The organism is Pseudomonas sp. MT3, from assembly GCF_054720805.1.
On the sequence record NZ_JBTVPY010000005.1, the window covers coordinates 226282 to 238030 of the forward strand.

The 11749-nt window shown below is 63.2% G+C and carries 11 protein-coding genes and 1 pseudogene; 5 read left to right on the top strand and 7 right to left on the bottom strand.

The features are described 5' to 3' along the window. Nucleotides 1-30 precede the first annotated feature (30 nt). Together ACYCAX_RS07510 and ACYCAX_RS07515 are read left to right on the top strand one after the other, a co-directional pair. Nucleotides 31-459 (top strand): Lrp/AsnC family transcriptional regulator, encoded by a 429-nt coding sequence (locus tag ACYCAX_RS07510; RefSeq protein ID WP_041712568.1) that lies wholly within the window; start codon nucleotides 31-33, stop codon nucleotides 457-459. A 128-nt stretch (nucleotides 460-587) separates the two neighbouring features. Continuing rightward, nucleotides 588-1022 (top strand): carboxymuconolactone decarboxylase family protein, encoded by a 435-nt coding sequence (locus ACYCAX_RS07515; RefSeq protein ID WP_015477081.1) that lies wholly within the window; start codon nucleotides 588-590, stop codon nucleotides 1020-1022. A gap of 237 nt (nucleotides 1023-1259) precedes the next feature. On the opposite strand, the gene ACYCAX_RS07520 is transcribed toward ACYCAX_RS07515, so the two are convergent. Beyond that, nucleotides 1260-2354, bottom strand: coding sequence for a GNAT family N-acetyltransferase/peptidase C39 family protein (locus tag ACYCAX_RS07520; protein ID WP_015477082.1), 1095 nt, complete (start codon nucleotides 2352-2354; stop codon nucleotides 1260-1262). Between the two features lie 151 nt (nucleotides 2355-2505). Between ACYCAX_RS07520 and ACYCAX_RS07525 the strand changes: the two genes are divergently transcribed. Continuing rightward, the gene (locus ACYCAX_RS07525; RefSeq protein ID WP_015477083.1) at nucleotides 2506-3996 is read left to right on the top strand and encodes a RimK family alpha-L-glutamate ligase; all 1491 of its coding nucleotides are present in this window, start codon (nucleotides 2506-2508) and stop codon (nucleotides 3994-3996) included. 131 nt (nucleotides 3997-4127) lie between these two features. Further along, the gene (locus ACYCAX_RS07530; RefSeq protein WP_460247728.1) at nucleotides 4128-5462 is read left to right on the top strand and encodes a sigma-54 dependent transcriptional regulator; all 1335 of its coding nucleotides are present in this window, start codon (nucleotides 4128-4130) and stop codon (nucleotides 5460-5462) included. Nucleotides 5463-5520: 58 nt separating this feature from the next. On the opposite strand, the gene ACYCAX_RS07535 is transcribed toward ACYCAX_RS07530, so the two are convergent. The 6 genes from ACYCAX_RS07535 to ACYCAX_RS07560 form a co-directional block, all read right to left on the bottom strand. Further along, nucleotides 5521-6825, bottom strand: a complete 1305-nt coding sequence (locus ACYCAX_RS07535) for a transporter (protein WP_041711937.1) — start codon at nucleotides 6823-6825, stop codon at nucleotides 5521-5523. 70 nt (nucleotides 6826-6895) lie between these two features. After that, nucleotides 6896-7654, bottom strand: a complete 759-nt coding sequence (locus ACYCAX_RS07540) for a hypothetical protein (RefSeq protein WP_294975158.1) — start codon at nucleotides 7652-7654, stop codon at nucleotides 6896-6898. Nucleotides 7655-7688: 34 nt separating this feature from the next. After that, nucleotides 7689-8369 carry a C39 family peptidase gene (locus ACYCAX_RS07545; RefSeq protein ID WP_015477087.1) on the bottom strand — a complete coding sequence of 227 codons (681 nt, stop codon included), beginning with the start codon at nucleotides 8367-8369 and terminating at the stop codon, nucleotides 7689-7691. 59 nt (nucleotides 8370-8428) lie between these two features. Next, on the bottom strand, nucleotides 8429-9466 hold the full coding sequence (locus ACYCAX_RS07550) for a hypothetical protein (RefSeq protein WP_041711939.1): 1038 nt from the start codon (nucleotides 9464-9466) through the stop codon (nucleotides 8429-8431). A 50-nt stretch (nucleotides 9467-9516) separates the two neighbouring features. Continuing rightward, on the bottom strand, nucleotides 9517-10110 hold the full coding sequence (locus ACYCAX_RS07555; RefSeq protein WP_294975162.1) for an adhesin: 594 nt from the start codon (nucleotides 10108-10110) through the stop codon (nucleotides 9517-9519). Between the two features lies 1 nt (nucleotide 10111). Continuing rightward, a complete protein-coding gene (locus tag ACYCAX_RS07560) occupies nucleotides 10112-10600 on the bottom strand; it encodes a hypothetical protein (protein ID WP_041711940.1) in 489 nt (162 codons plus the stop codon). Between the two features lie 700 nt (nucleotides 10601-11300). Here ACYCAX_RS07560 and ACYCAX_RS07565 point away from each other — a divergent pair. Beyond that, nucleotides 11301-11447 (top strand): annotated as a pseudogene (locus ACYCAX_RS07565) (sigma-54-dependent Fis family transcriptional regulator); the annotation flags it as partial. Nucleotides 11448-11749: the final 302 nt, after the last annotated feature.

The window sequence follows — 11749 nt, forward strand, 5'->3', positions numbered from 1 at the left end:
TCAGGCAGATTGACCAATACGATGAGCAATATGACGAAAAACGCCGACGCGGCCTTGCTGAACCTGCTGCGCGCCAACGCCCGCGAGTCGATCTCCGAGCTGGCGCGCAAGCTCGGGGTGTCGCGTTCCACGGTGCAGAGCCGTATCGAAAGGCTGGAACAGCAGGGCGTCATCACCGGCTACTCGATCAAGGTGTCGGACAGCTACGCGCAGTCGCTGGTGCGCGCCCACGTGCTGGTGACGGCACTGCCCAAGCTGTCGCACCAGGTGGTGCAGGCGCTGGAGAAGATCGCCGAGGTGAAGACGCTGCATTCGGTGAGCGGCAACTTCGACATGATCGTGATCGTCGAGGCGCTGTCGATCCGAGACCTGGACGCGGTGCTGGACCGCATCGGCGCACTGGATGGGGTGGAGCGGACGATGTCGTCGATCATCCTGTCGACGCGTATCGATCGCTGAGGACTGCATTTCGCAGGATTGGCTCCATTGGTCTGCCGCTATTGCCGGAAATTGGCTATTCGAACCTGCGGGTGATGGCGCTAACGTATCGCCATTTCCGCAATCCCGCGGCCCCACTGGAGAAGACCATGAATGCACGTATCGAATGGGCCAAGCAGTCCCCCGACGCTTACAAAGCCATGCTTGGCCTGGAGCAGGCGCTGGAGAAATCGGGCCTGGAACACTCGCTGCTGGAACTGGTACGCCTGCGCGCTTCGCAGATCAACGGCTGCGCCTATTGCATGAACATGCACGCCAACGATGCGCGCAAGGCCGGCGAAACCGAAGCCCGCCTGCAGACCCTGGGCGCCTGGCGCGAAACCCGTTTCTTCACCGACCGCGAGCGTGCCGCGCTGGCCTGGGTGGAAAGCCTGACCCTGCTGGCCGAGAAGCATGCCCCGCAGGACCAGTTCGACGCTCTGCGCGAGCATTTCAGCGATGTCGAGATCGTCAGTCTGACCCTGGCGATTGCCACCATCAATGCGTGGAACCGCTTTGGCGTGGGGATGGCGTTGGTTCCCTGAGCCGGGGCTGATGGAAGAGGGCGCCTGCGGGCGCCTTTTTTCTGTCGTAGGAGTGGGCTCTGTCCGTGATCAAACTCTGTGCAGTGCAGTGCAGTGCAGTGCAGTGCGGTTCGCGAGCAAGCTCGCTCCTACAAGGGAGACTGCGGCGCGCTCTTCGTAGGAGCGAGCTTGCTCGCGAACGAACCTTGCTGCGGGGCTGATCGCGGGCGGAGTCCGCTCCCGCAGAGCGCGAGCGTCTCAGCGCCTGTAGAGCACCACCGCCGCCCGCAGCTTGCTGCGGCCAAAGCGGCTCATCTGCTCGAATTCCCCGTGGTTCACCGGGATGTGCTGGCAGTCCAGCGGCTCGCGGTGCTGGCTGTGGTCGACGTCGGGATCGTGCAGGTAGACGAAGTCTTCGTCGCAGTCGGTGACCACCACCCAGTGCGGCGCCTTGGAGCGGGTCAGGCGGTAGCTGCTGATCAGCACCAGGGGTTGCCCGCCGGCTTCCAGCGCGCTGTCGATGTCCAGTTGGTTGACCAGCAACTGCTCCACGTCGCTATGCGCCAGTTCGCGGGCGAAGTCGTCGTGCACCAGACGCATCACCTCGCGCTTTTCTTCGCTGCGTACGCCGTCGAGGAACAGCGGGCCGTCCTCCGACAGTTGCAGCTGTACGCGAAAGCCCCGGCGCCAGCCGGCCAGGGCCAGCCCCTGCGGGCTGCAGCCGCCGTGGCCGGCGGTCATGTAGATGGTGGTGGCTTCGCGCCACAGGCGCAGCTCTTCACGGCGCTCCAGGGCTCGTTCGGGCTCCAGCGCCCCCATTGCCATCAGCAGGCAGGACGGGCCGCAGGTAAATTCGGTGGTCTGGCGGTAGAAGGGGACGTGCCGTGGCGCGCGGTCGCCGATCTGGCGGATGCGCTTCTCGAAGCGCAGCGCTTCGCTATGGTCTTCGTAGTAGTCGCGCAGCGTGGCGAAGGGACGGTAGCCGTTGCGCTGGTAGAGGATGATGGCGCCGCGATTGTCCGGGCGAACCTCCAGGCGCATGTAGGCACAGTCGTTGTCGATCGCCTCCGCCTCGGCGCGGTCCAGCAGTTTCTGTCCCAGGCCGATGCCACGGGCGCGCTCTTCCAGGGCGATGGAGTACAGGCGTGCCAGGGAGGTGCCCTGGTGGAACAGCACCAGGACGTAGCCCAGCAGGATGCGGTCGGCCTCGGCGACGATCAGTGAGGCATGGGCGCGGGTGATCATCCACTGGAAGTTGCGCCGCGACAGCCGGTCGTAGTCGAAGCAGCGGTTCTCCAGCTCGACCAGGGCGTTCAGGTCGTCGCTGGTGGCGGCGCGAAGGTGCAGGTTCATACCGGTAAGGATTCGTTAACCTGAAAGGGGCACGTTGGTTGCGTGACGGGCGCGAACGGGCATCCAGCCACGCGGTCGAAGCAGCATTCAGCGGAGTATTGTCCCTGGCTCGAAGCGCGGCAAGCGCTATCCCGAGCGTCCTGGAGGTGTCGTGAGCAAGCTGTTCATCATCGTCGAACGCAAGGAAGACTGGGCGTCCTACTACCCCAGTGAAGATGTGGTCAGCGCCCAGGAGTACCTGGAGATGCCCATCGATGACGACAACGGCAAGCGCGTGCAGGTGATCAACCTGTGCCGCAACTACAAGTACCTGGGCCACGGCTACTACTGCTCGCTGCTGGCCGAGGCGCGCGGGCACAAGGTCATCCCGTCGGTGCGCAGCATCAGCGAACTGGCGAAGAAATCCCTCTACAGCCTGGCCCTGGAAGACCTGGAGAAAACCCTCGACAAGGCACTGGCCGACCACCCCTACGGCAATACCGATGGCTTCACCCTGACCCTGTACTTCGGCCGTACCGACCTGGAGCCGCTGCAGGACCTGGCGCGCCAACTGTTCGAGGCCTTGCCCTGTCCGCTGCTGCTGGTGGAGTTCCGCAAGACCCGCGGCTGGCACATCGAAGGGGTGAAGCCGGGCAACATCCACAAGCTGCGCGAGGATCAGGAAGACCTGTTCGCCAACGCGCTGGACAGCTTCAGCCGGCAGATCTGGCGCAAACCGCGCTCGCGCAGGCAGTACCGCTACGACCTGGCGATCCTCCACGACCCGGAAGAAGCCTTCCCGCCGTCGGACCGCAAGGCGCTGAAGAACTTCATCCGCGTCGGCCGCAGCCTCGGCATCGACGTCGAGCTCATGGAAAAGAAGGACTACGCGCGCCTGGCCGAGTACGACGCGCTGCTGATCCGCGAAACCACCAGCGTCAGCGACCACACCTACCGCTTCGCCAAGAAGGCCGAGAGCGAGGGCATGGTGGTGATGGACGACCCGGTGTCGATCCTGCGCTGCACCAACAAGGTCTACCTGGCCGACCTGCTGCGCAGCCACAAGCTGGGCATGCCGGCCACCGAGATCCTCTACAAGGACAACCCGCAGGAACTGGAGAAAGTCGGTTTACGCCTGGGCTTCCCGCTGGTGCTGAAGATTCCCGATGGCAGCTTCTCCCGTGGGGTGATCAAAGTGAGCGACCAGCAGGAGCTGCTCAAGGCCAGCGCCGAACTGTTCGAGCGCTCGGTTTTGCTGCTGGCCCAGGAGTTCTTCTATACCGAATACGACTGGCGCATCGGTGTACTGAACCAGAAACCGATCTTCGCCTGCCAGTACTTCATGTCCAAGGGCCACTGGCAGATCTATGACCACAGCCCGGACGCCCAGGAAGTGAGCGGCGATTTCCGCACGATGGCGGTCCACGAGGCGCCGCGCAAGGTGGTGGAACTGGCGGTGAAGACCGCCAACCTGATCGGCGACGGGTTGTACGGGGTGGACCTCAAGCAGTCCGGCGATCGCGTGGTGGTGATCGAAGTGAACGACAACCCGAATATCGACTGCGGCGTGGAGGACGTGTACCTGGGCGACGACCTCTACAAGCTGGTGCTCGAGGAGTTCGTGCGGCGGCTGGAACTCAAGCGGCGCGGGCGTGGGTGGTGAGAACGATTCGGCATTGACCTTATAGGAAAACGGTCGATAGCTGGCGTCAAGATATTGCTAGCTTTACAAATTGGAGCGCCAAGCAACTGTTTTTAAAAGTTTTTCAAAAAAATGGCGCCAAGGAAGGGAGCATGCTCGAGGCAGCCTCGAATCTTCGACGCCTGCTGGTGGTCGATCCTTGCGACGACTGCCGGCGGCTATTGCCCGGGCTCCGGGCGGCAGGATGGGACGTGGACAGTTGCGAGCTGGATATGGCCAGCGAGCGCAGCTGCGACGTCGGCTTGCTGCGCCTGCAGCCCGAGCACCTGGCTCGTACGGAAACGGTCAAGGAGCTCATCAGTCGCAGCGGCACCGAATGGATCGCGGTGCTCAGCCCCGACATCCTGCCGATCCACGAGGTCGGCGACTTCGTCAGCGAATGGTTCTTCGATTTCCATACCTTGCCGTTCGACGTGGCGCGGGTGCAGGTCACCCTGGGTCGCGCTTTCGGCATGGCGCGCCTGCGCGTGCGCGGCAGCCTGCACAGCGACGAGCGCCAGCATGAACTTTTGGGCGAAAGCCGCGAGGTGCGCGAGCTGCGCAAGCTGCTGGCGAAATTCGCGCCGACCGAGTCGCCGGTGCTGATCCGTGGCGAAAGCGGCACCGGCAAGGAATTGGTGGCGTGTACCCTGCACCGTCTGTCACGGCGCGCGGTGCGGCCGTTCGTGGCGATCAATTGCGGCTCGATCCCGGAGAACCTGATCCAGTCCGAGCTGTTCGGCCACGAGAAGGGCGCGTTCACCGGCGCGCACCAGCGCAAGACCGGCCGCTTCGAGCAAGCCAATGGCGGCACCCTGTTCCTCGATGAAGTGGGCGACCTGCCGCTGGAGTTGCAGGCCAACCTGCTGCGGGTGTTGCAGGAGAAACAGTTCGAGCGGGTCGGCGGCAGCCAGCCGATCGATGTCGATGTGCGGGTGCTGGCGGCGACCCATATCGACCTGGAAGCGGCGATCCGCGCGGGGACCTTTCGCGAGGATCTCTACTACCGCCTCAACGTGCTGCAGGTCTCGACCTCGCCGCTGCGCGAGCGCAACGGCGACCTGGCACTGCTGGCCAACCACTTCGCCCACCTGTACAGCGTCGAAACCGGCCGCCGTCCTCGGCGCTTTTCCGACGATGCGCTGGCGGCGATGGCGGAACACAACTGGCCGGGCAACGTGCGCGAGCTGGCCAACCGGGTGCGCCGTGGCCTGGTGCTGGCCGAGGGGCGGCAGATCGAGGCCCGCGACCTGGGCCTGGAGCGACAGAGGGGCAAGCCGACGTACCAGCCGTTGGTGACGCTGGAGGAGTACAAGCTCGGCGCCGAACGCCAGGCCATGTGCGATGCGCTGGCGCGGCATGGCGACAACCTCAGCGTGGCGGCGCGGATGCTGGGGATTTCCCGGCCGACCTTCTACCGGTTGCTGCACAAGCACCAGTTGCGTTGAGCCTTGCTCCAGGAACAACGAAAAGGCCTCTTGCGGGGCCTTTTCGTTTCCGGCGAGATCAGAAGTAGTAGGGGAATTTCACGCTGAAGGTGTAGTCGGGAGCATCGGGGGTGATGCCCATGGAGAGGTTCGGCACGATGGTCAGTTTCGGACTCACGGCGTAGGTCAGGCCCCAGTTGAAGTAGGCGGCGTGGGCGTCGCTGCCCTGGATGGTCTGCCAACTGTCGCCGTCGGGCTTGATCTTGCTCTTCTGGCTGACCAGGTCGGAGAAGGAGAACGACATACTCATCTTCTCGTTGAGCGCGAAGGCCACGCCTGCGCCGATCTGGAACCAGTTGCCGAGGTCCACCTTGCCGCCGGTCTTCACGCCTTCGGAGGGGTCGATGTCGTCGAACGACTCTTCGAAGTTGTAGGTATAGGACAGACTGCCGAACAGTACGGCGGGGTCGACCGTCTTGACGATGGAGATGCCCGGAGTGACCGACCAGACACCGTTGCCGGTGGGCAGGTCGTCGGGGACGTTGAGGTTGTTGTTGCCCGGCACCTGGTGGATCTTGATGCCGTACGGGTCCTTGCCGGTGGGCGCCTTGACCCGCAGGCTGGCGACCATGTCCGGGCGGGTGTCGCTTTCATCCATGAACTTGTAGGAGATGCCGACGTTGACGTCGCCGATGCGCGGGTCGCCCGTGACCGTTTCCGAGGATATCTGGTTGGTGCTGCCGCCAGCCCCCGCCGACTCGTAGGTGGATTCGCGATAGAGCACCGGCACGTTGACGTCGAATTGCCAGCGGTTTCTCCAGTTGTAGCGGGCGGTGAGGTCCAGCGTCCAGATATCCGCCTCGATCTCGTCCACGCCGATGTTGCCGAGGAAGATCGAGTCCAGCGCCAGGAAGCCATTGAGGAACAGTTGCCGGGTATCGTAGCGGCTGTAGGTGAGGCCGGTTTCGACGCTGAAGGTGCCGGCGCCGAAGAAGCCGCTGGCGTCCTGGTAGATGTTCTCCACGCTCTGCGCCGGCTGTGAGTTCTCCTTCAGCGATTCGCCGTAGGTGCTGCCGGAACTGTTGCGCGTAGTGCCCTGGGCGGCGGCCATCTGCTGCTGTTGCTGCGCAGCGGCCTTGGCCTGGTAGGGCGCCTGGATGGGTTTGACGATCCCCTGTTGCGCCTGGGCGGGCTGGCTCTCCACCTGGCGCACGCGCTGTTCGAGTACCGACAGCGCGTTCTGTTGCTCCACATAGCGTTGACGTAGTTCCTGAAGCTCCTTTTTCAGTGCCTCCACCTCGGCTTCGCTGGCTGCATGGGCGTTCAGCGAAGCCACAACGGATGTTGCGCACACGACTGCCTGCAAACAGGTGGTCTTATGCATTTCCGGTGTCCCTATTTAGTGGTTGGTCTTGGTTGAGAAATACGCGTGTGGTCTCAGCCTAGTTCAACTTTCAATAACCTGTAGGGCGTATGGCGCGCAGTTGGTCGAGGGCACAGTTGATGTTGTTCATCGCGGTGGGATTGTTCCTCATCACCACGTTCAGGTTGGCCAGGTTCTGCACCAGGTTGGTATTGCCGCTCAACGCGATCGCCTGGGCTACGCCGTTGGCACCGATGGTCTGCAGGGCGGTGCCCTGGCCGTTGGCCTGAACCGACAGTTGCAGGCCGTTGTTGGCGGCGGCCACCGCGACGGTACCGGCGTCGGTGGTGAGGCTCTGGTTCAGGTTGGTTGTGCCGCTGGGCAGGGGAGACGCGGAGTTGCCCTGCTTGACGTCGATGGTCATGTTGTTGCCGGCCTGGTTGTAGTCGCCGGCGGCGCGCACGCTCTGGGAAATGCCCTGGACCTGGCCGAGCCCGGCGCCGCCGTTGACCTGCCCTGTACCGGCGTTGGGCGTCGGTATCTGGTTGTTCTGCGGACCGTTGAGCATGGTGACGTTGAACACCGGCGTCGCCACCGGCATTTTCTTCTGCAGGTCCATCGTGTTCCGCACCTGCATGTTGACCTGTGCCCCGAGGGTCTGTCCGTTGGCGTTCTGCCAGATGCTGGACATGGTCACCCCGAAGCTGATGATGCGGTCGGGAAGGACGAAACGGCCGCGCAGTTGGGACAGTTCGAGATCGCTCAGTTCCGTCGGCTGCAGCAGGGGGGCCGCGGGTACCTGGAAACTTGCGGCGAGGCAGCTCGCGGCAAGCAGGAGTTGTCGTTTCATGGCATTCTCCAGGAGCTTCCTGCTCCGCTCATTCTCAGAAGAAGTCGCTGTGAATGAAGCCAAAGTCCATCAGATCGGCATCCCTGACGGGGCGGAAACGGTCCAGCCTGTCTCGAGCTGTCAGGGGTTCCGGCGGGCTCAGCAACGGATTGTTGCGGTCATAGCCATGACCGATGACCGCGAACACGATGCCGTTCCAGCCTTTGTTGAAGTCGTCGCGGGTGTACCGCTTGTGGCCCAATGCGGGGTCGCCGATGTAGACCCAGTTGCCCTGCGTGCGCTGCAGCACCACGAAGTGCTTGTAGCCACGGATTTCCATCAGGACGATCACCGGAATCTTCAGTTGCTCGAGCTGCTCGGCCTGGATGCGATAACCGCGGGCGCGCATACCCATGCTCTCGACGTAGCGCTTCATGTCCAGCATCGAGAAGCCCTGTTTGCGCACCTGTTCGGCGTCGGCGTAGGTCAGCATGCCCTGGATCACTGTCTGCTCATCCAGCGGGGCGTTGTAGGCCTTCTCGAGGATGGTTGCCAGGGCGGCGGCGCCGCAGCTGAAGTCGGTTTTCTGTTCCACCAGGTCGGCGAAGCGGCGCTCACGGATGCTCTGGACTTCCTTGTACGCGAGGTTGCCGCCGGGCAGCGCGGCGAACGGCAGGTAGGCCGCGTCGGCGATTCCGGTCAGCAACAGCAATGTCAGGGCAAAGAGAGAGCGCATGGCGGCAGGTCCCGTCATTGAAAGGGGCCCTGGCCTGGGCCAGGGCCCGATACAGCCACTCAGAAGGTCGACTTGCCGACGCAAGCAGAGCAACCGGCGCCGATGGACAGCGAGTTGGTCTGCTGGTTGCCGCCACCGGCAGCCACGTTGACGCCGACGTTGCCGGAGACGCCAATGATCGAGCCGTTCAACGAGGCGTTGTTCACGACTGCCTTGTTGAAGCCGGATACCACCGGAATATAGCCGGTAGCGAAGCCAGCCAGGCCGATGGTGCCCACTTCGTCGAAGGATAGGGCGCCGCCGTTGTGCATGCGGTCCTGGGCTCCCTGAGCATAGCGGTCCACGTCGACGTGGCCGGTGTTGGCGCCGCCCGGGTGGGTTTCGCCTTGCCAGGTATCCAGGTAGGTATCGCCGTGCTGGTCGGAGATCCCCTTGTAGCCGCCACCTGCGACGAAGCCCATGCCAACCTGTACGTACTCGGTCTTGACGGTGGAGTTGTTGTTGGTGACGTTGCCGGTGCTCAGCTGCGTTGCGCTGCCGTTGGCACTGGTGTACTGGCCGTTGGATACGGCAGCCGCCATGTCGTTTTTCTGTTGGTTGTAGTTACCCGCGGTCACGTTGACGCCGAAGTTACCCGAGACGCCCTGCAGCGAGTTGTTGAGGCTCGCGTTGTTGGCGGTCGAGTAATTGTCCAGCTTGTTGGCATAGGCCTGTTGAGTTACGGACGTCGAGGCGTTGGCATAGCCGAAGACGAAGTTCTCGTCGGCGGTTGCCAGTGCTACGGCGTTGGCCTGCTGGTTATTGTCGCCCGCTGCGACGTTGGCGCCCACGTTGCCGGATACGCCGCCGATGGAACCGTTGGCGCTGGCATTGTTCTGGGTGCCTTTGTTGGTGACCTGGTTGCCGTAGTTGTACTGGGCATCGGTCACGGTAGCGGTGGCGCCACCTTTGGCCCAATCAGGAATACTGGGCTGGTGGTGTTGATGGTGGTGATCATCCTTTCCTTTGCCTTCACCGCCTTGATCGGCATAAGCCGCGACGGAAAGTACTGCTGCCATTGCCATTGCTAACGGAGTGAGTAGCAGTTTCGCTTTCATGGCCTTACTCCTTGCTTATTGTGCATCTAGTGTTGGGCTAGGTTGGTTGTTCAGAGTCCTCCCGCGACTCTGATGCTGAGGTTGTTGTACGACTGGTTGCCAACCCCAGCGCTCTGGTTCACCTGCACCACACCCACGCTGCCGGCGAAGGCCTGATCGTCGGTGTTGACTATCCGCTGGCCGGGCATGGCTACAGGGGAACCTGAGTTTCTGGTCACCGCTACGTTTTGGGCGAGGGTGCTGTCATCGAGGCTTTCTGGATGGCTCGTGGTGTTCGACGCGCTGATCCGCAAGGCATTGATCTGTTGGTTGCCAAGGCCTGCGCCCTGGTTGACGCCGACCACGCCGCTGCCCTGGAACGAATTGCCCTTGATGCTGGTGCTGGCATCCAGCGAGGCATCGGGGTTGATCAGTCGCAGCTGCTGGTTCTGATAGGTGGAGGCGTGAGAGTTGGTGCCGTTGGCGAGTGCGCGAGCGTTGCTCTGTTGTTGCTGGTTGCCCGCAGCCTGGTTGACCGAGACGTTGCCCACGTAGGCGCGACCGGTGCCGTCGATCATGGCGTTGTCCTGCTCGGTCTGGCTGGCGGCGTGGGCCAGCAGCGGTAGCAGCAGGACGCCGGCGCAGAAGACTATGGTGGTGCGCATGTCAGCGTCCTCCACCGAGCATCTGCAGCGGAGCCAGACCGCGCCCGATGGCGCCGTTGATCTGGTTGGACAACCCGGCACCCGCACCGCCGCCGCCCGGCGAATGGCCGGCGTTGACGTTGCCGACGGTGTTGTTGATGTTGGCCTGGGTGGTGGTCATGGCCGGCAGGTTGCCGCCCGGCAGGATCATCGCGTTGATGCCCGAACCGCTGGTGACCGAGGCGAATTCCGCGTCGCCCACTTCGGACGAGCCGAGCGTGCCGCCGATGGTGGCGTTGACCTGGGGCGAGATGTTGGTGTTGACGGTGATCGGATTCGGATCAGGCGTCATGGTCGGTCGCGTGGCGACCCGGGGTTGTACCGTGCGTTGCAGTACGATGACGCCGTCGTCGGCCTGCGCCGCGGCGAATGGCTGCATCGCGACCGCAGCAACGAAGCCTGCGGCCAGCAACGAGCAGGATGCAACTCTCCTTGTGATGCTCCCCGACATGATGGCGGTTCCTTCTTGGTGCGCTGAGCCCTAACCAGCGGTACCAGCTTGGGGCAATTGCCGTGCCGGAATCGGCTTGCCAAGGCAAATCAACGATTTACGAAAATGCCGGGGGAACCGTCGCCGTGCAGTGTCGCCTGGGCGTTACAGCGCAGACTGCGGGAATGCCGTCGCGGGCCCTGCGGCGGGGCCTGAATCATGGGTAAGCCATCATCTGTATCGCTGCTGAAACACAATTTTGCGATGGGGTTCCGTTTCCAGGCGCATCGGGCCCTGCGGCGTATCGGGGGTGTTTCACCGACGCAACAGGAGGCCGCTGTTTGTCGATTTTCTGGTACGTATGTGCGCCATTTGGAGATCAATGAATTAGCCAATTCTCGCGGGTTGGCGAATGCATGCCTGTCGTGATTGTCTGCTTCACGCGAGCGATAGTGCGCCAGGATTGGCGGCCACAGGATGCCGGATGCGTGACGCGCTGCAGCACGTGGGCTGGCTGGGCATCCGGGCGGCGCCCGAACAGTCTGCGGTGCAGGTTCGGGCCTGGCGATTGTTCCGGCCACAGCTTCCGCCGCGTGGGTGATACCAGGCGGTCAGTCGAGGAATTTTCGTTAAATCCGGTGGAAGCCACGACCAATGCATTAGCCTGCCAACGCCTTGTCGGAGTTCCGGGCCCTGTGTCCCGGCCTCGTCGGAGTACATCATTCTGGAGGCGGCGATCCGCGAGGATCTCTGCTCCCGCCTCAACCTGCTGCAGGTCCCGTCCTCGCCGCTGTGCGAGCGCCCCGGCGCCCCGGCACTGCTGGCCAACCACTTCGCCCACCTGTACAGCGTCGAAACCGGCCGACGTTCTACCGGTTGCTGCACCAGCATCGGTTGCGCTAGGACGGGAAGGTCGAGGTTGCTGGGCCGTACGGGTGCGACCCGGTTGAGCGACTGTTTGTAAATGACGTCGAGGATGTGGTGTGGTGGGTGGGGTTTTCGTAGGCGCAACTGTCTACTTCTGGACGGCCTGTGCCTGCGCTTCCCCCTCACCCCAACCCTCTCCCTGAGGGATAGGGGGCAGACCGTGCCGGCTGAGACCGGGATTTCCTCCCGCACCGAACGGTTCCCTTTCCCCCTGGGAGACGCATGGATGCAGGAGGTAGAGCG